Origin of the sequence: Myxococcus sp. CA039A, from assembly GCF_013336645.1 — a bacterium.
Taxonomy (GTDB): domain Bacteria; phylum Myxococcota; class Myxococcia; order Myxococcales; family Myxococcaceae; genus Myxococcus; species Myxococcus llanfairpwllgwyngyllgogerychwyrndrobwllllantysiliogogogochensis.
The window spans coordinates 21,359-44,580 of the sequence record NZ_JABUMQ010000046.1 but is presented as its reverse complement, the minus strand read 5'-3'; the positions used below and the strand labels follow the sequence as shown (position 1 = coordinate 44,580).

The window sequence follows — 23,222 nt, the reverse complement described above, 5'->3', positions numbered from 1 at the left end:
CAGTTGGGGCGGGGCGTGGAGTGGCTGGTGATGCGGCTGGTGGACCGGGCCACGTCGATGACGAAGTCCGGCTGGGATGACCAACTGGCGGCGTCGGCGCGAGGGCCGGTGCGCTACCTGCTCTTCGTCGTGCTGGTGGCCTCGGGGCTGTGGGCGTTGAAGCTGCCACCCGTGGCGAAGCACGGCGTGGAGCTGGTGGCCCGCTCGGTGGGGCTGGCCGCGGTGGGGTGGTTCCTCCTGCGCTTCGTGAAGCTGGCGGCGGGCTTCGTCGAGCAGACGGTGGCGCGCGAGGAGCAGGGCGGCAACGTGGCCCGCGCGCGCGGATTGCGCACGCAGCTGTCGGTGCTGCGCCGGGTGATTGAAGTGGCGGTGGTGCTTATCTGCGCGTCGCTGCTGCTGCTTCAGTTCGAGGCGGTGCGCAACGTGGGCGTGTCGCTCCTGGCCTCCGCGGGCATCGCCGGCCTCTTCATCGGCCTGGCCGCGCAGAAGTCCATCTCCACGCTGCTCGCGGGCATCCAGCTGTCCATCACCCAGCCCATCCGCATCGGCGACACCGTCATCGTCGAGAACGAGTGGGGCTGGGTGGAGGAAATCACGCTCACCTACGTGGTGGTGAAGGTGTGGGACTTGCGGCGGCTGGTGATTCCCATGGGCCACTTCCTGGAGAAGCCCTTCCAGAACTGGAGCAAGGTGTCGCCGGAGATCATGGGCACCGCGGAGCTGTACGTGGACTTCCGCACGGACGTGCCCTCGGTGCGCGCGGAGCTCAAGCGCGTGCTGGAGCAGGAGTCCAACGGCCTGTGGGACGGCAAGGTGCAGGCGCTCCAGGTGACGGACCTCTCCGAGCGCACCATGAAGCTGCGCGCGCTGGTGAGTGCGTCGGACTCCGGCAAGGCCTTCGAGCTGCGGTGCATCGTCCGCGAGAAGCTCATGGCCTTCCTTCGCGGCCAGCCCCACGGCCTGCCCATGGTGCGCACCGAGGCGAGCCTCGCCGAGTCCGATTCGCCCCTGGCCGCCGTGCGCCCGGGCCTGGGCGCCCTGGCCGCGCGGTCCGGCGACTGAAGGCCGCTTCCACGAATGGGGCCGGTGTCGGTCCAGGAGGGTGACGCAGCCGGGCGAGGGGCTTCTGTTGACCAGTGAACACTTCCCTCCCGTGCTCAGGGGAGGGGTGTGTTGCTGGGATTCACCGGAAAAACGGAAAGTGCGGGTCCGTCTCCGTCGACGCGCGCGGGTTGGCGTTGCGCACGTCCTGGGGACCACACGCGGAGGCCGTGCGATGCGGCCGCCCGCGGTGATCCGCGTCGCACCACCCACCCACCGAGGAGCGCTGCCCATGAAGCGGTTGATTCCGTTTGCCCTGTTATTGCTGAGCCCCACCGCGGCCTTCGCTGAAGCCGAGGACAAAGAGCTGTGGATTTCGCTGGGCTCCGACGCCCTGGCCCCTGTTTCGGAGGCCTTCGCGCGTGAAGGCTGGAGCGTCCCCGCGCCCTCGCTGTCGAAGGAGGACGTGGTGGTGATTCCCGTGCGCGAGTCGCAGCTGTCGCGCATCGCCGAGGTGATGCACGACCGGTTCAACCGCTGTGCGGGGTTCGTGACGTTCGAGAGCCGTGACGAAGCGGAGCAGTCGCTGGTACCCGCGTCCGACGCGTCCACGCGCGACCTCATCACCTACACCATCGACAACGCCGCCACGGCCAACTGCCTCATCGGCCAGATGACGGAGGCGAACGTCCGCAGCACCATCAACTCCATGGCCGCGTACACCACGCGCTACTACACGTCGAGCACGGGCGTGAGCGCGGCGAACTGGCTGCGCAGCCGCTGGGCGACCCTGGCCGCCGGCCGCACGGACATCACGTCCGAGCTGTTCACGCACACCGCCTGGGCGCAGCCCTCCGTCATCCTCACCATCCGGGGCACCACGCTGCCCAACGAAGTCGTCGTGGTGGGTGGCCACCTGGACTCCATCTCCTCCGGCAGCACGGCGCCGGGCGCGGATGACAACGCCTCCGGCATCGCCTCCTTCACGGAGGTCATCCGGGCGGCGGTGGCCTGCAACTACCGGCCGCAGCGCACGGTGAAGTTCATGGGCTACGCGGCCGAGGAAGTCGGCCTGCGCGGCTCCAAGGAGATCGCCGCGTACCACAAGAACAACGGCATCAACGTGGTGGGCGTGCTCCAGCTCGACATGACCAACTACCGGGGCACGTCAGCCGACGTGGGCATCGTCACTGACTACACCAACTCCGCGCAGAACACGTTCCTGCGCAACGTCATCAACACCTACGGTGCCGGCATCACCCACGTGAACACCACGTGCGGCTATGCCTGCTCGGACCACGCGTCGTGGACGAACGCGGGCTTCGCGGCCTCCATCCCGCATGAGGCTGTCGTCAGCCAGGGCAATCCCTACATCCACACGACGGGCGACACCATCGCGAAGTCCGGCAGCACGGCCAACCACGCGCTCAAGTTCTCCAAGATCGCCGCGGGCTTCGTGGCGGAGCTGGCGAAGGGCCCGACGGGCCCGACGGGCCTCTAGCTTCGCAAGCCCAGGCTCCCCGTTCCATCGCGCCGCCTGTCTCGAGGGTGCGGTGGGACGCGGGGGCCGCTGTCGTCTGTCGTCGCGCACGAGAGGGTGAACCGGTACGCTCGTCCGCCATGGCCTACTCGGCGGAAATCAGCCGCACCGCGCCCGCATGCATCCTCCTCTTGATTGACCAGTCCGGGTCCATGGATGACCCCTTTGGTGGGCCGGGTGGCTCGCGGAAGAAGGCCGAGGGCGTCGCGGACGTCACCAACCGGCTGCTCCAGAACCTGGTGGTGCGCTGTGCCCGCGAGGAGGGCATCCGGGACTACTTCCACCTGGGCGTGCTGGGTTATGGCGAGCGCGTGGGCTCCGCGTTCTCGGGTCCGCTCGCGGGTCGGGGGCTGGTTCCCATCAGCGAGATTGGCCACGCCCCCGCGCGGCTGGAGGAGCGCACGCGGGAGCGGGAGGACGGCATGGGCGGGCTGGTGCGGGAGAAGGTCCGCTTCCCTGTCTGGTTCGAGCCGGTGGCGCACGGCCCCACGCCGATGTGCGAGGTGCTCTCCCGCGCGTCTTCCCTGGTGGGGGACTGGTTGCGCGAGCACCCCGAGGGCTTTCCTCCCATCGTCGTGAATGTCTCCGATGGGCAGCCCACGGATGGAGACCCGACCGCCGTCGCGTCGTCCCTGCGCGCGCTGCGAAGCTCCGACGGCGCGGTGTTGCTGCTCAACGTGCATCTGTCATCGAACCCGGCGACGCCCATCCAGTTCCCCGACGCGGAGGTGGGGCTTCCGGACGCGCATGCGCGGCTGCTCTTCGACCTGTCCAGCCCGCTGACTCCGGGGATGCTCGCCGCCGCGCGAGAGGAGGGGCAGGCGGTGCGGGAGGGGGCCCGGGGCTTCGCCTTCAACGCGGACATCGTGTCGCTCATCAAGTTCCTGAACATCGGAACGCGCCCCAGCAACCTGCGGTAGCCCTGGCCAGGACGTCGTCACCGTGAGAATCCAGCTCGAGGCGGTGTGGGTGCAGAAGGCGGGCAACACGCCCTCCGAGAACGAGGACGCGTGCGCGCCGGAGCAGTCGTCCACGTTCGAGGGCGAGGTGCTGCACGTCGCGGTCGCCGATGGCGCCACGGAGAGCCTTTTCTCGGGCTTGTGGGCCCGGCTGCTCGCGCGGGAGTTCGCCGAGGGGCGGATGGGTGGGGCCTCCGAACTGCTCCAGGCCCTGCCCGTGCTGCAGCGGCGATGGCACGCGGACGTCGGGAGTCGGGAGCTTCCCTGGTACGCACAGGAGAAGCTCCTGGAGGGCGCGTTCGCCACGCTCTTGGGGGTTCGCCTGGAGGCCGCGCGCGGTGGCGACGCGGTGGGCACCTGGACGGCGCTGGCGGTGGGGGATTCGTGTCTCTTCCAGGTCCGAGGAGACCGGTTGCTGCGGTCCTTTCCCCTGGAGGCGGCCGTGTCGTTCGGCTCGCGTCCGTTCCTGGTGTCCACGCAGTCCGGTCAGAACGCGCGCGTGGGCGAAGCGGCGCGATGCGAAGCAGGGGACGTGCGACCCGGGGACCTCCTGTTGCTGATGACCGATGCGCTGGCCCACTGGTTCCTGGCCGAGCACGAGCGGGGCGGGGCGCCCTGGCTCGCGCTTCCCACGGGGACGTCGGAGGACCTCCCGGTGTCCTTCGCGCGCTTCGTGGATGGCCTGCGGACAAACAAGGTCATCCGCAACGATGACGTCACGTTGCTTCGCTTGACGGTGGGGGCGTGAGGTCGTGATTCTCCCTTCGGACAGCGACTACCAGACGGCGCTCCAGCATCCTCGGCAGGCGTTCGCCGACCCCGAGTTGAGAGAGGGCGTCGTCGAGCTGGGAACGGGCGCGATGGCGAGCCTGCCCCGGCCGCGCGCGGGCAACTTCGCGACCATCTACAAGGTGACGTGTGGCGAGAAGGTCTACGCCGTGCGTTGTTTCACCCGCCCATTTCCCTACGACTTGCAGTCCCGCTACCTGGAGATCCAACGTCATCTGGAGCAGCACTGGCTGCCGTACATGGTTGGCTTCACGTTCCTTCCCCGAGGCATCCACGTCCGAGGGCGGTGGGTGCCCATCGTCAAGATGGAGTGGGTCCAGGGAGAGTCCCTGGAGCGCTATGTCGGGCGCCACCTGCACGAGCCCGCGAAGCTGTTCCAGCTCGCCGCCGAGTGGTTCGACCTGGTGAAGGCGCTGAGCCGCGCCGCCGTCGCGCATGGTGATCTCCAGCATGGCAATGTCCTCGTCACCGACTCAGGACTGCGGCTCATCGACTACGATGGAATGTGTGTGTTCTCGCTGCGTGGGCGCGAGAGCCATGAGCGGGGGCACGCCAACTACCAGCATCCAGCGCGCGACTCGGGCTCGCTCAACCTCCAGTTGGACCTCTTCCCCGCGTGGGGGGTCTGGCTCTCGCTGGTCGCGCTCGCGCACGACCCGTCGCTCTGGGAGCGGTTCCAGGGGGGCGACGACTGCCTCCTGTTCCGGCGGAAGGACTTTGTCGAGCCGACCCGTTCTCCATTGCTCCAGGCGCTACTGACTTCGCCTCATGCTCGAATCCGCGAGTACGTGCCGAGAACCCTGTTGTCCCTGCTGGCACTCGCGCCCTCGCGCTTGCCGGAGCTGACCCTGGACGAAGGATTGGACAAGCGACTTGTTCAGGAGCCCGGGCCGCAGCCGACGCGCGCGCAAGCCCACGCGCGGGCGCTGGCGCGCTTCATCGCTCCCGCTTCGCTGGCCCCCCGCGAGTTTTCTCGTGAGGACTCGTTGGAACGCGGCATGACCGGGGGCGTGCTGGTCACCGCGATCCTGGGGCTCATTCCGGGCGTGGTGTTCTCTCCCTGGTGGTTGGTGGGATCGGGGCTCGTGGGTGGACTGGGGCTTTCGCGCGCGCTCTTGCTGTATCGGAAGGAGCCCGTGGCCCAGGAACACCTGCGGTTGGAAAGGCAATGGGCCGAGTCCCGTGCGTCCAGAGGTGATGTGGAGGCGCGACTTCAACAGCTTCGAGTGGACCGACCGGCCGTGGCGCAGCGCGCCCAGGCGGCCCACGCTCGACTCCTGGGTGAGCAGGAGTCGCTCCATGTCTGGATGGAGGAGGTTCGCGAGCGCAACCACGACGTGGATCGCTCGGCGCTCGACCGCGTCGACGGACGGCGTGTCCAGGTGGACCGAGAGGAACTCAACGCTCGAAAGGACCTGGAGGCCGAGCACAAGGGCTGGGAGGAAGACGCGGCGCTCCAGTCCCGGCTCCCCGACGAAGAGAAGAGACAGGTGCGACTGCGGTTCAAGCGCGAGGCCGAAGAACTCGCGGCCCGCTTCGACGCGCGGCGTGAAGCCCTGGAGTTGGAAGAAGACTCCGCGGCGGTCCAGATGCGAGCGGATGGCATCCTGTCGAGGGAGTTCCGCAAGGCCCTGACGCATGCCGAGCAAATCATCGACCAATTGAGGGAGCACCATGTGGAGCTGGTCGAGGTGGACCAGGAGATCGCCCGCCTCCGGCGCGAGTGCATCACCCTCTGTTGGAGAGAGCTGGAAGCGGAACGGGCCGTCTCCTCGGGCGACTCCCTCAGCTTCACGCGCTTTCTCGCGCGGCTCTTCCACGAGACTCCCGAGAAATCTTGAAGCAGGGCTGTCGTTGTCACCCGGGAGTCACCAGTGACTGGACACACGCTCGGACGGGCGGGTTACGTCCCCGGCTTTGGTCGTGGTGGCGCCGGTGTGTCCCTGGCGGGCGTGGTGGACTTCGACTACGAGAGAGCGTCCCGGCTGGGCGTCGCGGATGCCCTGGGGGCCTTCGTGGCGGGCTCGGCGGCTCCCGCGGGGGGCAGCACTTCCTGGAGGACGATGATGACAACGTGGTTCGTGCCGCGTGGTTGGTTTGGGGCCTTGGCGCTGTCCTGGCTCACGATGGGAAGCGCCCTGGCGGCGGCTCCGGCAGCAGGGGCTCCGAAGCGCGAGGCACTTCGGTCCGTCGTGGATTCGCTGGCGGCGGAGGCCGCGCGCCTGGCTCCGGGAGCGGACGTGGCCATCGCGGTGAAGGACCTGCGCACCGGAGAGTACGCGGGGTCTTCCGACACGGTGCCGCACATCTCAGCCAGTTCGGCGAAGGTGTTCTGGGTGGCGGCGGCCTTGAAGAAGGCCGAGGAGTCGAAGGTGGCGCCGCTGGCGGAGAAGGTCTTCCGCACCTCGGACAACGAGGCCTCGGGCGCGGTCATCGACCTGGTGGGTGGGCCGGACGCCATCAATGACTATCTGCGCTCGCTGGACGTGAAGAACACCGCGCTGACGAAGTGGAACTACGGCAAGCCGCGCCGCGCGACGAACTCGCCCCAGGCGATGGGGAATGACAACTACCTCTGTGCTGCCGACGCCGTGTCTTTCCTGCATCGCTTGAGCGCGGGCGAATTGCTGAAGCCAAAGCCCACCTCGCGCATGCTCGCGTGGATGGAGCTGACGCCTCGCGAGGGGTGTGGTGGTTGGCTGGGGACGCTCCTGCCCGCGAAGGTCCGGGCCTCGATGCGCCACAAGGCGGGCTGGCTGCCTCCAGGGTGCTGCTCGGATGACTCGCGCTACAATGTGCTCAACGAGGTGGGGTTGGTGCGGCTGCCGGATGGTGGCCACTACGCGGTGGCCATCCTCGCGGCGCGCGGACCGGACTGGCCGCGACAGGCGTTCTTCGTCGAGCGGGCGTCGTGTGTGCTCTATCGCACGCTCTCGGGAGAGGCCTCGCTGGACTGTGGGGAGTCGCTCGCGAAGCAGGGCGGACCCGCGCCGGTGCCCGTCGAGGACGGCGGCACGCCTCCGAACTACGACTGCTGAGCACGGCTCGATGGAGTTCCTCGCCACGCGTGTGGAGGGGCTCGGCGGAGGGAGGCACGCCTCCGAACCACGACTGCTGAGCACGGCTTGGTGGAGTCCTCAGGGGTTGAATGCAGGACCCCGAGCCACGAGCGCGGAGGGGTTCGATGGCCCTCCCGCGCTTCGGGATGGGCTGTGCCGTCCGTACCTCTTTCCCGCCGCGAGACCCTGGCGCTGGAGGATGTCGCCCGTTCTTCCTCCCACCCACGCTAGATTGCGGCGGCAACCGGCGTGGGAGGACTGTCATGGGCTTTGGTTGTTGCCACTACCAGTCGGTGGGCGAGGGGTGTGACTCCGCCTTCACGATGGATGCGTCGCGCGTCACCTTCGGTCGAGGCTGTCTGTCGGAGGTGGGCGAGCGGGCCCGGGCGCTCGGCATGAAGCGCGTGGCGCTGTTCTCGGATGCGGGCGTGGCCCGACTGCCGCACTTCGAGAAGGTGCGCGCCTCGCTGCTCGCGGCCGGACTCGAGGTCGGCGTCTTCACGGACGTTCGCGTCGAGCCCACGGACCGCTCCTTTCTGGAGGCGGTGCGGTTCGCCGCGGACCTGCGGCCGGACGGCTACGTGTCACTCGGTGGCGGCTCCGTCATCGACACGTGCAAGGCGGCGAACCTCTATGCGACGTGGCCCTCCGACTTCCTGACCTACGTGAATGCCCCCGTGGGCGAGGGCAGGCCGGTGCCCGGTCCCCTCAAGCCCCACATCGCCTGCCCCACGACGTCGGGGACCGGCAGCGAGGTGACGGGCATCACCATCTTCGACCTGCTCTCGTTGGGCGCGAAGACGGGCATCGCCTCGCACGCGCTGCGTCCCACCGAAGCCCTGGTGGACCCGGACTGCACCGCGACGCTGCCGGGCGAGGTGGTGGCCGCCAGCGGTCTGGACGTGCTCTCCCACGCGCTGGAGTCCTATACGGCGCGACCCTACGTCCGCCGCCCCGCGCCTCCGCGACCCAGCCTGCGACCCATGAGCCAGGGCGCCAACCCGTGGAGCGACCTGGGATGTCGCGAGGCCCTGCGGTTGATGGGGCTGTATCTGGAGCGCGGCGTGAAGGACGCGGGAGACCACGAGGCACGCGAGCAGTTGATGTGGGCGGCGACGCTGGCGGGCATCGCGTTCGGCAACGCGGGCGTGCATGCGCCCCACGGCATGGCCTACGCGGTGGCGGGGCTCGTGCGCGAGTTCAGGCCCACGGGATATCCCCAGGACGAACCGCTCGTGCCCCATGGAATGGCGGTCATCCTCAACGCCCCCTCGGTATTCCGGTACACGGCGGAAGAGAGTCCGGAGCGGCACCTGGAGGCCGCGACGTGGCTGGGCGCGGACGCGCGCGGCGCGGGGCCGAAGGACGCGGGCGAGGTGCTGGCGGACAAGCTCATCCGCATCATGCGCGCGGTGGGGATGCCGAACGGACTGGGCGGAGTCGGGTACACCGAGGCGGACGTGGCGGCGCTGACGGAGGGGGCCTTCCCCCAGCAGCGACTGTTGCAGAATGCTCCCCGCGAGATGTCGCGGCCCGTGTTGAGTGGGCTGTTCCAGCAGGCGCTGGGGTACTGGTAGTCATGGGGAGACTGAAGCCGTGAGTGACGTCGAGACCGCCGAGCGCTATCGCTACTTCCTGCCCATCACCACACGGTGGATGGACAACGACGTCTACGGCCACATCAACAACGTCACGTACTACAGCTACTTCGACACGGTGGCGAACCACTTCCTCATCCAGGAGGGCGGGTTGGACATCCACGGCAGCTCCGTCATCGGGCTCGTCGTGGAGTCGAAGTGCCACTACCGCGCGCCGCTCGCCTATCCAGACGCGCTGCGGGCGGGGCTTCGGGTGGACAAGCTGGGCACGCGCTCGGTGACGTATGGGATTGGCATCTTCAAGGAAGGGGCGTCGGAAGCGGCGGCCCACGGGCACTTCGTCCACGTCTTCGTGGACCGCCAGACGCGCAAGTCCACGGCGATTCCCGAGCGACTGCGCGAGGCGCTTTCGCGACTGACCCTGGCGACTTAGGACCGAGCTCATGCACTCGCCCTTCCTCCAACTCCTGGTCAAGACGCATCCCTGGGGAGCCACGCTCCTGTTCGTCGTGGGGTTCGCGTCGGTCCTGCGCGTGGTGTCGTGGGTGAGTGGCTGGCATGGCCTCGCCAGGCAGTTCCGCGCGGACGGGCCCGCCCCGAGCGACATGCGGAACTTCACTTCGGGGAAGATCGGCTGGATCGACTACACGAACTGTCTTGCCGTGGGCGGCGATGCGCAGGGGCTCTACCTGGTGCCGAATCTCATCTTCCGACTCTTTCATCCCCCGCTGCGGATCCCCTGGTCGGAGATTCATGACAGGGAGGTCACGTCGTTCTTCTTCATGAAGCTCGACACGTTTCGGGCGGGGGAGCACTCCACCCGCATTCGGCTCCGGGCCGCCGTGACGGAATCCCTCGACTTCTACCTGCCCCCGGCGAACTGATGGAAACGCTGAGCATCACCTTCGACGCCCGGCATGAGCTCACAGGCGAGGTGGGTTCAGTGAAGTGTGGCCTCTGTGGAGTGGCCGCGCGGGGCCGGATGCTGGACCAGGGCGGATTGGCTCGGGGCTTTGGCTGGGATTGTCCGTGTGGCGCGTTGGGGATCCATGCGCCGCTGTATGACCTGGATGAGCTGTACCGCGACATCCTCGAGGCCTGGGGCTTGAAGCCTCGTGACCCGGATGTCTCGCCGCCGGCTCCGGTGGGCGAGTCCGGGCTGTTGTCCGCGGTGTATGTGGATGGGCCCGCGCTGCTCCGAGGCTTGTTCGCGGAGGCGCGGAGTCAGGGCGCCCAGGTGGCCTCCACGGAAGTGATGGTCCGGCTCGTGGTGCCTGGGTTTTCGTCCCCTGCGTCCATCTGGGATGTGGTCTGGGCGCGCGCGCCTCGGCAGGGAGAGTGACGATGATGGAGACACCCTCCGTGTTCCTGCTGGCCGCGACCTCCATTCCTCTCTGGCTGGGCATTCCGCTGTTTGTGGTGGGCCTGCTGGCCTTGGCGTTCTTCTCGTCGCTGAAGGGGGGCTGGTTCTGGCTCGCGCGGAGGTTTCGCACGGACGAACCCATGCCGAGGGGCGCCATCAGTGGTGTCACGGGGCGGATGGGCTGGGTCCATTACAGGAACTCGCTCACCGTGGGGGCGGACGAGGATGGCCTCTACATCTCGATGATTCCTGTCGTCATGCCCTTCCATCCTCCCCTGTTCATTCCCTGGTCGGAGGTTCGCGAGCGAAAGCGGGAGACGCCGTTCCTCTCCATCCTCACGAAGTTCGACAGGCTGGAGGTCGGCCCGAAGCGCACGGTGGTGCGCATCGAGAGCCTGGTCATGGACGGGCTCGGTCGATACCTGCCGCTCCCGCGCTGAGCCTCTCTTCCTTGAGAGGCCCAGCCCGCTCACTCAAGGGCGTGTCAGGCGTCCCGCGCCGCATGCACGGGAGGCCGGCGCACGGACCACGGACGTGCCTCCTCCAACTGTCCCGCGAGGCGGAACAACGTGGCCTCATCCGCGAAGCGGCTCACGAACTGGACGCCGATGGGCAGATCCTGCGCGTTCCAGTGCAGCGGCACGGACATCGCCGGCTGTCCTGTCACGTTGTAGAGCGCGGTGAAGGGAATCATCGAGAACACGTGGCGGTACCACTCGCCAGCGCTCATCGGCTTGTTGGAATCCATCGCGCCCAGCGGGTAGGGCGGCACCGCCGCCGTGGGCGTCAGCAGCAGGTCATGGTCCACGTAGAACGCGCCCACGGCGCGGCTGACCTGATTGAACACTCCCAGCGCCGCCTGGAGATCCGTCGCCTTCAGCGAACGGCCATGCTGCACCGCCGCCCAGGTGGTGGCCTCCAGCGTGTCCGGGCCCACGGGACGTCCCAGGGCCCCGCCCAGCATCCCCGCCAGGGCCGCGTTGGTCGAGGACCAGACCGTCACCATCGCCTCCACCAGCGCGGCGTCGTCATAGACGGGCGCTGCCTCGACGAGGTCGTGCCCCAGGGAGGCGCATAGCTTCGCGGCGTCCTCGACCGCCGCGACGTTGTCGGGGCTCACGGGCCCTCCGGACGCCGGCCTCCTCGAAATCGCGATGCGCAGCCGCCCCGGCTCCCGCCGGACCTCGTTGAGATAGGGCCTCTCCGGCGGCGGCGCGTAGTGCGGGTCGCCCACCGCGGGACCGTGGGTGGCATCCAGCATCGCCGCGCTGTCGCGGACCGAGCGCGTCACCACATGCTCCACGCCCAGGCCGTTGATGGCCTCGCCCGAATTGGGCCCCACGGAGTTGCGCCCGCGCGTGGGCTTCAGGCCGAACACTCCACAGAGGGCGGCGGGAATGCGCAGGGAGCCGCCGCCATCATTGCCATGGGCCACCGGGACGATGCCCGCCGCCACCGCCGCCGCCGAGCCTCCACTGGAGCCACCGGAGCTGCGTCCCAGGTCCCATGGGTTGCGCGTGGGGCCATGCAGCACCGGCTCCGTCGTCGCGTTGTTGCCGAACTCCGGCGTGTTCGTCCGGCCCAGCAACACCACGCCCGTGCGGCGAAAGCGCTCCATCAACACGGAGTCGAACGGCAGCATCAGTCCGCGCGTCAGCCGACTCCCCAGGTCCGTCGGGACGCCCGCCGCATGCAACGCCAGGTCCTTGATGAGGAAGGGCACCCCGGTGAAAGGACCCTGGGGAAGCCCCGTCTGCACGGCGGCCCGCGCGTCCGCTTCCCGGACGTCGATGACCGCGTTCAGCTTCGGATTGACGCGGGCGATGGCCGCGAGCGCCGCTTGCGTCAGCTCCGTCGGAGTCACTTCCTTGCGACGCACCAGCTCCGCCAGCCCCATCGCGTCGTATCGCGTGTAGTCGTCCAGGTGCATAAGCCCTTGTGGCGCACCGGACCGCGGAACGCGTTCCAGGTGCGGCGCACGAGGATACCGCCTTGCCTCGGGCCGCCGCGATGACGGCCCAAGGCACACCTCGACTTCAGTACCGACAGGCGCGGGCTTCGCAGTAACCCTGTTGCCCCTTGCACACGCAGTCGGCGTCGTCGCTGCACCGCGTCAGCTCGCACCACGGGCCTCCACCGCCGCCACCACCACCAGGAAGGGTGTAGCGACACCCATTGCTGACGCAGCTCACGCTGCTCGCGCCGGGGCACGCGGCCCAGCACTCGCTCACCGTCGAGCACCGGACCGCGACACAGACCAGACTCGCCGCGTCCTGGGGTTCGCTGGACTCGGGCGCGAGAACCTCGGTGGTGGCCGGCTCGGCGAAGGCGGCCGTGGTGAAGGACAACAGGAGGGCGAGACTCCACGGGAGGGCACGGCGCAGGGACATGACTGCTCCTTCGAGACCCCGGCCGACCTCGCGCCAGTGCGGGACGCCATGGGCGAGGACAATCGTATCAGCATGGCTCTGGTAGCGCGGATGTGCGCCCGACCTGCCGCACTGTGTCTGTTGTTCCGCTCCACGCCGTCAACCGGGTTCAGACGCGCCTGTCATTGGACCGACACCCCGGCGCCCGCCGCTTCCAGGCCGGCGACTCCTCGTGACGCACGGAGACGTCCCCTGAAACCACGGTCTCGAGGTGGGCGTGGATTGCTCGATATGCCCGTCGTGCGGGGAGTATCCTCCCGGGCGCGAAGGCGGAGCCGTCCGCCCCTGCATCCCAGAAGGAATCCCCCTCCATGTTCATGTCTCAGCACCGTCGGCGCCAGGGAGCCCTGGCCCTCCTTCCTCTCACCCTCTGTCTCGGGCTCGCGTGCGGCCCCGTGCAGGAGGGTGAGGCTCCCGTCGAGGTCGCCACCGAGGCCCAGACGCAGCCCCTGGCCGCGCCGGGCTTCGCGGAGCTGCACCACCACATGTTCGCGGAGGAGGCGTTCGGCGGCGGGTGGTTCCACGGCAGCCACACCGGCTCGCTGGTGAGCTGTGACGGTGGCCTGCCGGAGAGTGACCACGCCCGGGTGCGCATGGACCTGAGCAACCTGCTCAACCTCTGCCCCGGGGTGGACCTGAGCGGCAACCCGTTGCTCGCGGCGTTCTTTGGCCTGGGCGGCGCGGTGGGCTCGGAGTTCATCGGGAAGATCGAGGGCACCGAGGGCGACACGGGCATCCACCTGGGGCGCATGTCGGTGAACACGCAGTGGCCGCGCTGGGACACCATCGCGCATCAGCAGTCGTGGGAGGGGTGGCTGCGGCAGGCGCACCAGGGCGGCATGTCCCTGGTCATGGTGTCGCTGGTCAGCAACGAGTTCCTCTGCAAGGCATTGCCGTACCAGAACATCTCCCGGCCGTGTGACGAGATGGTGGACGTGGAGCTGCAGCTCCAGATGGCGCGGGCCTTCGACGCGCGCACCGACTGGGTGGAGATCGCCCTGACGCCGTCGCACGCGCGCAGCATCATCGCCTCGGGCAAGCTGGCCATGGTGCTCTCCATCGAGACGAGCAAGCTGTTCGGCACCAAGGACTGGCGCCTGGAGCTGGACCGCTTCCACGCCCTGGGCGTCCGCTCGCTCCAGCCGGTGCACCAGCTGGACAACCGCTTCGGCGGCGCGGCGCTGCACAACGCCATCTTCCAGGCCGCGCAGTTCACGGAGAACTGCCACATCGACACCGACTGCGGCGTGACGACGGACACGATGACGCTGGGCTTCGATGTGTACCGCGACGCGGCCGGCAACTGCCGCAACACCAAGGGCCTCACCGCGGACGGCAAGGCGCTGCTCCAGACGATGATGGGCAAGGGCATGCTCATCGACGTGGCCCACCTGTCGGAGAAGGGCCTCCAGGACGCCTTCGCCGTCGCCCAGGCGAACACCTACTACCCGCTGGTCATCTCTCACGGCCACTTCCGCGAGGTGATGAACCCGAAGCTCGCCGACGACGAGAAGACGACGCCCGCGTGGGTGGTGCGCTACCTGCGCCAGACGGGTGGCATCTTCGGCCTGCGCACCGCGCATGACGAGACGCGCGCGTACACGCGCTCCGGCGTCGCCAACAACTGCCATGGCTCCACGCGCTCGCTGGCCCAGGCCGTCGAGTTCGGTCGCCAGGGCCTCAAGGTCCCCATGGCCTTCGGCGCGGACCTCAACGGCTTCATCCAGCAGACGCGTCCGCGCTTCGGCAACAACGGCGCGTGTTCCGCGACGTTCCAGGCGGAGGCGGATGCGCACCTGCGTCAGCAGAACGTCTCCGGTCCCGCGCGCCTGGGCACGGGCTTCGACGAGTTCGGCCTCGCGCACGTGGGCTACCTGCCTGACTTGCTGAAGGACCTGGGCCGCGTGGGAGCCAACACCACGGGGTTGTCCGGCTCGGCGGAGGCCTTCCTCAAGGTGTGGGAGCGCGCGTCCAATCCGCGCACGGGCATGGCGGACGCGGCGGCGGACATCGACACCGCGGGCGTGGCCACCTACGTGGACAAGGGCACGCGCGAGGCCGCGTACCCGGTGCTGTGCGGCGAGCACTACGCGCCGGACTCCAAGGCGGTGGGTGAGTCCTGCCGCTTCAAGGAGGAGTGCGTCAGCGACGCATGCACCGCGTCCGGCTGCAACAGCGCGGGCACCTGCATCTGCGACCAGGAGACCGACTGCGCGAGCACCCAGTACTGCGGTTGGGGGCTCAACAGCGGCAAGTGCCAGCCGAAGAAGGCCAAGGGGGCAACGTGCCTGTATGGCAAGGAATGCCTGTCTAATACCTGCCGTTGGACGCTGACCTGCGGCTGAGCGAGGGAGCCGGGGTGCGCATCGCCGTTGCGCGGCGCACCCCGGGGGCGTAGGGAGTCGACACTCCCATGTCCGCATTCGCCAAGCTGCTCGAAGCCGTTCGGAAGGAAGCCCGCCCCGGTCTCTGGTCCAAAGGCGTGGGTCTCGCCCGTGACGGGGCCGTGGTCCTCCAGTCGAAGACGGACAGCGAGCTGGAGCTGAGGGTCCGCTCGGCGGGGCGCCCGGTCCCCTTCACGGTGGCCCTCTATCCCGCCGACGACGCCTGGGAGTGTGACTGCCCCAGCCTCGTGGACCCGTGTGAGCATGTCGTCGCGGCGGCCATCTCGCTCCAACAGGCGGAGCGGGAGGACGCGCCCATGCAGACGGCGGCGACCCGCTGGTCTCGCATCGCCTATCACTTCACGCGCACGGGGGACGGCCTCCAGCTCAAGCGCACGCTGGCCCACGCGGACGGCAAGGAAGAGGCGCTGGAGGGCAGCCTCACCTCGTACATCGCGAAGCCCGCGCAGGCCGCGAAGCTCCAGGTGGAGCAGGCGGACCTGCTCGCCGACCGCATCCTGGAGCAGCGCCGCACGCGCGGCACGCTCAACCCGGAGACGCTCGACGCGTTGCTCAAGGTGCTGGTGCAGGCGCGCAACGTCCTGTTGGACGGTCGCCCCGTCGCCATCCCCGACGAGGTGGTGGTGCCCCGGGCGCTGGTCGAGGAGCGCGGCGGGCAGCTCGTGGTGACGGTGGCGCGCGACTCGCGCGTGTCCGAAGTCGTGAGCCCCGGCGTGGCCCGCGTGGGAGACGCGCTGGCCCGCATGGGTGAGACGGGCATGACGGGGCCGTGGCTCCAGAACCTCCCCATCGTCCGCACGTACAGCGCGGAGAACCTCGGCGAGCTGACGTCGAAGGTGCTGCCGGAGCTGGGCCGCCGGATGCCGGTGGAGGTGCGCACGAAGCGCGTGCCGTCCATCGACCGCGAGCTCAAGCCGCGCATCCTGCTGGAGCTGAACCAGCTCGAGTCGGGCCTGTCCGTGCTGCCCACGCTCGTCTACGGCGCGCCGCCGACGGTGCGCATCGACAACGGGAAGATGGTGTACCTGCGCGGCGCGGTGCCGCTGCGCGACGAGGCGGTGGAGCAGCGGCTCATCCACGACCTTCGCGAGGAGCTGAACCTGGTGCCCGGACGTCGGGTGACGGTGCAGGGCCCGGAGATGGTGCGCTGGGCGGACCGGCTGCGACGGTGGGGCGGAGACCTGGCCGGTGACGGCGCGTCCGTGGTGAGTCCGGATGTGCGGCTGCGTCCATCGCTCTCGGTGGAGTCCGCGGGGGATGGCGCGGGAATCCCGCAGGTGCGCTTCACGCTCGAGTTCCAGGTGGAGGGAGGCAAGGGTGGCGAGGCCCGCTCGGTGGACGCGGCGGCCGTCGTCCGGGCCTGGCAGGAAGGGCTCGGGTTGGTCCCGCTGGTGGGAGGGGGCTGGGCGCCCTTGCCGCGCGCGTGGCTGGACAAGCATGGTCAGCGCGTGGCGGACCTGCTCGCCGCGCGTCAGCCGGACGGCCGCGTCTCCAACCACGCGCTGCCGCAGCTCTCCTCGCTGTGCGAGACACTGGAGCAGCCGCCTCCTCCGGGCCTGGACAAGCTGGCGCCGCTCGTCGAGGGCTTCGAGAAGCTGCCGCCGCCCGTGTTGCCGGAGGACCTCAACGCGTCCTTGCGTCACTACCAGCAGACGGGTGTGAGCTGGCTGGGCTTCCTCAAGAGCGCGGGCCTGGGCGGCATCCTCGCGGACGACATGGGTCTGGGAAAGACGCTGCAGACCATCTGCGTGTTGGGGCCGCGCTCGCTCGTCGTCTGTCCCACCAGCGTGCTGCCCAACTGGGTGGCGGAGCTCAAGCGCTTCCGTCCGTCGTTGAGCGTCTGCGTCTACCACGGCCCCGGCCGCGAGCTGGACCCGGCGGCCGACGTGACGCTCACCACGTACTCGATTCTGCGACTGGACGCGGCGGCGCTGGGCGCCAGGGAGTGGGCCGCCCTGGTGCTGGACGAGGCGCAGGCCATCAAGAACCCGGAGAGCCAGGTCGCGCGCTCCGCGTTCGGCCTCAAGTCCAACTTCCGGTTGGCGCTCAGCGGTACGCCGCTGGAGAACCGGCTGGACGAGCTGTGGAGCTTGATGCACTTCACCAACCCGGGCCTGCTCGGGGGACGGCGGCAGTTCGAGGAGAAGGTGTCGCGCCCCATCTCCGAGGGCAACGCGGCGGCCTCCGCGGACCTGCGCCGTCGCATCCGCCCCTTCGTGCTGCGCAGGCTCAAGCGGGACGTCGCGCCGGAGCTGCCCCCGCGCATCGAGTCGGTGATGCACGTGTCGCTGGATGAGCGCGAGCGCTCCATCTACGACTCGGTGATGGCGGCGACGCGCAAGGAAGTGGTCGCCCTGCTCAACGAGGGCGGCAGCGTGCTCAAGGCGCTGGAGGCGCTCCTGCGACTGCGACAGGCGGCGTGCCACCCGGCGCTCGTCCCCGGTCAGAAGGCGACCTCGTCGTCGAAGGTGGAGACGCTGGTGGACGCGCTCGATACCGCTGTGTCGGAGGGCCACAAGGCGCTCGTGTTCTCCCAGTGGACCTCGCTCCTGGACCTCATCGAGCCGGCGCTGAAGCAGGCGGGCATCGGGTTCGACCGGCTGGACGGCACCACGGTGAATCGCGGCGATGTCACCTCCCGCTTCCAGTCGGAGGACGGCCCGCCGGTGTTGCTCATGTCGTTGAAGGCGGGCGGCACGGGCTTGAACCTCACGGCGGCGGACCACGTCTTCCTGGTGGACCCGTGGTGGAACCCGGCCGTGGAGGCGCAGGCGGCGGACCGCGCGCACCGCATCGGTCAGGAGCGGCCCGTCAACGTGTACCGCCTGGTGTCCCAGGGCACCGTCGAGGAGCGCATCCTCGGACTCCAGGACAAGAAGCGCGCGCTGATGGAAGCGGCCTTGAGCGAGGCCGCCGGCGCCGCGGCCATCACCCGTGAAGACCTGCTGGAGCTGTTCTCGTGAAGTGGCTCCAACTCACCACCCTGGGAGTTCTCCTGATGATGTCCGTGGATGCCGAGGCGAAGAAGCCGGACGCGGCCAGCACGCTGCGTGCCCTCATCGAGCAGGATTGGCGGTACCAGCTCGAGCACAGTCCGACGTACGCGTCCGTCCAGGGCGACCGTCGCTGGAACGAGCGCTGGGATGACCTGAGCCTCGCGGCCATCCAGGCGGACCACCAGCACTCGCGACAGGTGCTGGAGAAGCTCAAGAAGGTGGAGCGCGCCCGGTTGTCCGCCGAGGACCAGCTCAACCTGGACCTGTTCCGCAGGGACCACGAGACGTGGGTGGAGGAGCACCGCTTCGGCTGGTACCTGCTGCCCACGAATCAGATGGGAGGCATCCCCGAGGGCATCAAGCAGCCCCCCGGCGTGCAGACGGCCTACCAGCTCGCGGACACGCTGCGCTTCGAGACGGTGAAGGACTACGAGGACTGGCTCGTCCGGCTCCAGGGCTTCGGCACCTATGTGGACCAGGTGGTGGCGTTGATGCGCGAGGGACTGCGCCAGAAGAAGGTGCATCCGCGCGTCATCCTCCAGCGCATCCCGCCTCAAATAGAGCGGCAGCTCGTGGAGGACCCGACGAAGAGCGGCTTCTACAGCCCCTTCCTGCGCTTCCCCGAGAAGCTCTCCGCCACGGAGCAGCAGCGTCTGGCGGAGGCCGGCCGGAAGGCCGTGCGCGAGGGCGTGGTGCCCGCGCTGCGGCGCTTCCACCAGTTCCTCACCGCCGAGTACCTCCCGGGCGCGCCCGAGGCCGTGGGCGTCTGGCAGCTTCAGGACGGCGTGGAGATGTATGGCTTCTTCGCGCGCAAGTACACGACCACCGCGCTGACGCCGGAGCAGATCCACACCCAGGGGTTGGCGGAGGTGAAGCGCATCCGAGGGGAGATGGAGGCCATCATGAAGCGGACGGGCTTCCAGGGCTCGCTCGCGGAGTTCTTCCAGTTCCTGCGCACGGACCCGCGCTTCTACGCCCGCACCGGCGACGAGCTGCTGATGCGCTACCGGGCCCTGTCCAAGCGGATTGACCCGCTGCTGGTGCGCCTGTTCAAGACGCTGCCGCGCCAGCCCTACGCGGTGGAGGCGACACCGGAGGCCATGGCCCCCGACGTGACGACGGGCTTCTATTACCCGGCGGCCTCGGACGGCTCGCGTCCCGGCACGTACCTGGTGAACCTCTACCGTCCGGAGACGCGCCCGCTCTGGGAGATGGTGCCCCTCACGCTGCACGAGGCGGTGCCCGGACATCACCTCCAGACGGCCCTGGCCACCGAGCAACTGGGGCTGCCTGAGTTCCGTCGCTACGGCTACTACGTGGCCTATGGCGAGGGCTGGGCGCTGTACTGCGAGACGCTGGGGGACGAGCTGGGCCTCTACGTGGACCCCTACGACAAGTTCGGCCAGCTCTCCTATGACATGTGGCGCGCCGTCCGCCTCGTCGTGGACACCGGCATGCATGTGAAGCAGTGGACGCGCCAGCAGGCCCTCGACTACTTCATGGAGAACGCGCCCCGCCAGGCGTTGGACATCACCAACGAGGTGGACCGCTACATCGCCTGGCCCGGGCAGGCGCTCGCGTACAAGGTGGGGCAGCTCAAGATTCAGGAGCTGCGCACGCGCGCCGAGCAGGCGCTGGGCTCGCGCTTCGACGTGCGCGAGTTCCACGATGTGGTGCTGCTCGGGGGCTCGCTGCCACTGGACGTGCTCGAGCGCAAGGTCGACGCGTGGGTGGCGGGACAGCAGCCCCCCGCCGGAAAGAAGGGGGCTTCGTCCCACGCACCAGCGCCGTAGCTACTTGCCGCGCTTCACCGTGGCCCGCACCAGCTGTTTGATGGCGCGGTGGGCGCGCGGGCCACCGGCCTTGATGAGGCGGTCATTCAGGTCGTCCACCAGCCGGTGGCGCAGCGGGGGCTCGGTGGTGAGCAGGGCCTCGTAGCTGGCCCGCAGCTCCTCCTCCCGCTCGGCGAAGGCGCGCAGCTCCTGCTCGCGCGCGGCGAGCTGCTCACGCAGGGAGAACAGCTCCTCCCGCTCCTCCTCGCGCGCGGCGAGCCGTGCCCGCAGGGTGTGCAGCTCCAACTGCTCCGCCTCCCACCGCGTACGCTGCTGCTCCAGCTCCCGCAGCCGGGCCTCCGTGGCCTCGCCGCGCTCGAGCAGTGCCTGGTGGCGCATCTCCGCTTCCCTCGCGGCGGCCTGGGCCGCCTGGGCATCCTCGGCCCGCTGGAGCCGCGCCTGCTGGAGTTCCTGGCGGAAGTCCTCCATCCACAGGGACGCGCGCGACACCCAGCTCACGTCCGGCGTCGGCAGCTCCAGGCTGACCGCCAGTCGCTCCAGCCACTCGCGGCGCAGCGCCCGCTGGCTTTCGATGTACTCCGTGCCTCGGGCCAGGGACTGGCTCCAGTCGCTCGCGAGGAACTCCGCGAGCGAACCCTCCGTCTCCGCGAGCCCCGCCTTCTTCTGGCGGTAGTAGTCGTTGAAGGCGAACAGGTGGGTGGGTACTCCGGCGACCTTGCCCAGCAACGTGACGTGGTAGGACGAGGCGAAGAGCACCTCGCCCTGCTGGATTTGCTCGACGGCCTGATGCAGTCGTCCCTGGAAGAGCAGGCCCACCAGGTCGATGACGTCCGCGCGAGGGAAGTACTCCGGGAAGGACGTCTTGCGCATGGCCGCGACGCTGTCCTCCACCACGGGCCGCTCATCGATGTACGCGTTGAGGACGACAGGCGAGGCGTCCTCTCCGAACCGTGTCCGCAGCGCCTGGAGCTGCCCGTTCATCAACGTGGTGGGTGTGGGCATCAGCGCCGGGTCCTCTCCCACGTTCGTGTAGACATACGTGGAGAGGTTCATGTGCAGCGCGAAGCGTCCGGCGCCAGGTGTGCGGGGTTCGCCGCGTGAGGCCTGCGCGCCCGCGCGATCCAACTCCTCCAGCGCGTCGTCTCCAGACAGGCGCGCTTCCAGGCCGCAAGCGACGAGGGCCTCGGTGGACTCCGGATCCCTGCAACCGACGAGCGCCGGCTGCCACTGCCGCGCATGCGCCGCGAGGCGGCTGGCGAACTCCGGCCCCACCTGGAGTCCCGACAGGACGTAGTGGCCCGGCAGCCACGCGCGGAGCACCGTCTCGATGAGCTCCAGCATGGAGTCCCCCCAGCGCCCGTTGAAGTACCCGCCGCCATAGACGTGCAGGCGGCAGGGCCCCCGAAGCAGGAGCGGGGACACGGGCTCCAACCCCAGGCTCCTCGCCGAGCGGTCCGCCTCCTCCCAGGGCGCGCCCGAGAAGAAGACGAAGTCCTCCGTGCCGAGCACCGCGGGAAGTTGTTTCAGGGACTGCGGGTCCGTCACCCTGCCCAGCTCATGCAGGGAGGCGACGACCGCTGACTCCTGGCGCGCGCGGTGCCAGCGGACAACCCCTTGCAGCATGAGGATGTCCCCGAAGTTCCAGTAACCGTTAAATCCTCCAGCGAGGAGGACTTTTGGCAGCTCGGGGGAGTTGAGCTTCTTCAGGGTGGTGGGCGTCGCGAAGAAGGAGAAGCGCATCCTCGTTTCTTAATCACGGACGTCACGACGTCGTCACGCCCAACCGACGTGTCGACAGATGACAGTGTTCCGTTTCACAGAGGCCGAGGCTCGGCCGTCCGCCTGTCTTGAATGTTTCGCGCGCACCTCCGAGCACACTCCTGTCTCGGGCCTGGACTCATCGGCCGGATTTGCCTGCCGGGGGCCGCTTGGATTTGGGCGCGGGCGTGAGCCGTCCGTATTTCTTCAGGGCCTTCACCAGTCCGTCCGGGGGCAGGCCGTAGACGCGGATGTTGTCCGCGCCCGTCATGGTGTCGGAGGCGAGCATCGCGTTGAGGATGGCTTCCTGTGTGGCCTGGACCGTGGCCTCGAAGAGGGGATTGAGTCTGTCGTTGCTGAGCACCGCGACGTTGGCGGGACGCTCCTGGGCCGCGGGCTTGAGGCTCTGCGTGGAGAACGCGAGGAAGATGTCTCCCGAGTAGTTCTCACCCAGTCCGCCCATCTTCGCGATGCCCAGCGGCACGCGCCGCGCGAGCCGTCCGAGCTGGTGGGGCAGCAGGGGGGCATCCGTCGCGACGATGATGATGATGGAGCCCGCGCCCTCGAAGGGAGTGGGCACCGCGGGCGGACCGCCGGTGGCGCCGCAGGACGTCAGGGAGCTCATCATCGGGCTGCCGGGCTTCTGCGTGCCGAGATAGCAGGGCTTGTGGTCCGCCAGTTCCTCGCCGACGGGAACCCCTTCGACGGAGAAGAGGCGTCGCGAGCCGTAGTTGCACTGCACCAGCACGCCCAGGGTGTAGCCGCCCGCGGACTCCGGCAGCTTGCGCGAGGCGGTGCCGATACCGCCCTTGAAGCCGTGGCACACCATGCCGGTGCCGCCTCCGACGGAGCCCTCCAGCATGGGGCCCGGGCGTGCGGACTCGAGTGCCTGGATGGCGTGCGACGGCTTGACGTGGAAGCCATAGAGGTCGTTCAGCATCCCGTCCCAAGTCTCCGCCACCACGGGCAGCCCCAGGTCCCACGCGAGGTCCTTGCCCATCGCCCAGGAGATGACGCCCTCGCGCACCGCGCCGATGTCGTTGGTGTTGGTGATCATCACCGGGCCATTGAGTTCACCGGACTCCTGAATCCAATGGGTGCCTGTCATCTCACCGTTGCCATTGAGGGCGTAGATGGCGGCGAACACCGGCTCCGCGACCCCGTCCCTGCCACGGGGCAGCACCGCCGTGACACCGGTGCGCATGGGGCCCTTTCCGGGCTCGATGCGCCCCTCGCCGGAGATGAGCGTCGTATGGCCCACCTCCACGCCGGGCACATCGGTGATGGCGCCGAGCGGACCTGACTGGCCACCGAAGGTGATGCCCAGGTTCCTGGCGCGGGGGCGGGCGCGCTCGGCCTGGGCGGCGCCGAGCGAGGGAGTCACCAACAGGCAGAGCAGCACGGAGGAGAGCAGGGTGCGCATGCCCTGCTTCCTACTCCTCCCCGCACCGTTCGTGTAGCCAGGATGCGAGAGCGCCCGGGGATTACCGAG

18 protein-coding genes are annotated in these 23,222 nt (G+C 69.0%); 14 read left to right on the top strand and 4 right to left on the bottom strand.

Annotated elements, in window-relative coordinates:
* The 11 genes from HR086_RS10625 to HR086_RS10575 all read left to right on the top strand — a co-directional run.
* On the top strand, positions 1–1,062 hold a 1,062-nt coding region (locus HR086_RS10625), incomplete at its 5' end, for a mechanosensitive ion channel family protein (protein WP_174465516.1).
* 271 nt (positions 1,063–1,333) lie between these two features.
* A complete protein-coding gene (locus tag HR086_RS10620; protein WP_174455106.1) occupies positions 1,334–2,542 on the top strand; it encodes a M20/M25/M40 family metallo-hydrolase in 1,209 nt (402 codons plus the stop codon).
* Between the two features lie 119 nt (positions 2,543–2,661).
* Entirely contained in the window at positions 2,662–3,501 is an 840-nt protein-coding gene (locus HR086_RS10615; protein ID WP_174455107.1) for a VWA domain-containing protein, read from the top strand.
* 22 nt (positions 3,502–3,523) lie between these two features.
* On the top strand, positions 3,524–4,288 hold the full coding sequence (locus tag HR086_RS10610) for a protein phosphatase 2C domain-containing protein (RefSeq protein ID WP_174465515.1): 765 nt from the start codon (positions 3,524–3,526) through the stop codon (positions 4,286–4,288).
* 4 nt (positions 4,289–4,292) lie between these two features.
* The gene (locus HR086_RS10605; RefSeq protein WP_174465514.1) at positions 4,293–6,170 is read left to right on the top strand and encodes a hypothetical protein; all 1,878 of its coding nucleotides are present in this window, start codon (positions 4,293–4,295) and stop codon (positions 6,168–6,170) included.
* Positions 6,171–6,203: 33 nt separating this feature from the next.
* Positions 6,204–7,367 carry a serine hydrolase gene (locus tag HR086_RS10600; protein WP_371823519.1) on the top strand — a complete coding sequence of 388 codons (1,164 nt, stop codon included), beginning with the start codon at positions 6,204–6,206 and terminating at the stop codon, positions 7,365–7,367.
* A 284-nt stretch (positions 7,368–7,651) separates the two neighbouring features.
* Positions 7,652–8,965, top strand: coding sequence for a hydroxyacid-oxoacid transhydrogenase (locus tag HR086_RS10595; protein WP_174465513.1), 1,314 nt, complete (start codon positions 7,652–7,654; stop codon positions 8,963–8,965).
* A 19-nt stretch (positions 8,966–8,984) separates the two neighbouring features.
* Entirely contained in the window at positions 8,985–9,419 is a 435-nt protein-coding gene (locus HR086_RS10590; protein WP_141640902.1) for a thioesterase family protein, read from the top strand.
* Between the two features lie 10 nt (positions 9,420–9,429).
* Positions 9,430–9,870, top strand: coding sequence for a hypothetical protein (locus HR086_RS10585; protein WP_174455110.1), 441 nt, complete (start codon positions 9,430–9,432; stop codon positions 9,868–9,870).
* Positions 9,870–10,328 (top strand): hypothetical protein, encoded by a 459-nt coding sequence (locus tag HR086_RS10580; RefSeq protein ID WP_174465512.1) that lies wholly within the window; start codon positions 9,870–9,872, stop codon positions 10,326–10,328. The genes HR086_RS10585 and HR086_RS10580 overlap by 1 nt, the downstream gene beginning before the upstream one ends.
* Before the next feature lie 2 nt (positions 10,329–10,330).
* A complete protein-coding gene (locus HR086_RS10575) occupies positions 10,331–10,789 on the top strand; it encodes a hypothetical protein (RefSeq protein ID WP_174465511.1) in 459 nt (152 codons plus the stop codon).
* Between the two features lie 44 nt (positions 10,790–10,833).
* On the opposite strand, the gene HR086_RS10570 is transcribed toward HR086_RS10575, so the two are convergent.
* Complete coding sequence (locus HR086_RS10570) at positions 10,834–12,279, bottom strand: amidase (RefSeq protein ID WP_174465510.1); 1,446 nt, start codon at positions 12,277–12,279, stop codon at positions 10,834–10,836.
* A gap of 106 nt (positions 12,280–12,385) precedes the next feature.
* Entirely contained in the window at positions 12,386–12,739 is a 354-nt protein-coding gene (locus HR086_RS10565) for a hypothetical protein (protein WP_174462280.1), read from the bottom strand.
* Between the two features lie 356 nt (positions 12,740–13,095).
* Here HR086_RS10565 and HR086_RS10560 point away from each other — a divergent pair, with 356 nt between their 5' ends.
* The 3 genes from HR086_RS10560 (at position 13,096) to HR086_RS10550 (ending at position 19,972) form a co-directional block, all read left to right on the top strand.
* Positions 13,096–15,123 (top strand): membrane dipeptidase, encoded by a 2,028-nt coding sequence (locus HR086_RS10560; protein WP_254623722.1) that lies wholly within the window; start codon positions 13,096–13,098, stop codon positions 15,121–15,123.
* 68 nt (positions 15,124–15,191) lie between these two features.
* Positions 15,192–18,146: a DEAD/DEAH box helicase gene (locus tag HR086_RS10555; RefSeq protein ID WP_174465508.1), complete on the top strand. Its 2,955-nt coding sequence runs from the start codon at positions 15,192–15,194 to the stop codon at positions 18,144–18,146.
* A gap of 38 nt (positions 18,147–18,184) precedes the next feature.
* The gene (locus tag HR086_RS10550) at positions 18,185–19,972 is read left to right on the top strand and encodes a DUF885 family protein (RefSeq protein ID WP_174465517.1); all 1,788 of its coding nucleotides are present in this window, start codon (positions 18,185–18,187) and stop codon (positions 19,970–19,972) included.
* On the opposite strand, the gene HR086_RS10545 is transcribed toward HR086_RS10550, so the two are convergent.
* Positions 19,973–21,712, bottom strand: coding sequence for a hypothetical protein (locus HR086_RS10545; protein ID WP_174462283.1), 1,740 nt, complete (start codon positions 21,710–21,712; stop codon positions 19,973–19,975).
* A gap of 157 nt (positions 21,713–21,869) precedes the next feature.
* Complete coding sequence (locus tag HR086_RS10540) at positions 21,870–23,153, bottom strand: P1 family peptidase (protein WP_174465507.1); 1,284 nt, start codon at positions 23,151–23,153, stop codon at positions 21,870–21,872.
* Positions 23,154–23,222 lie beyond the last annotated feature (69 nt).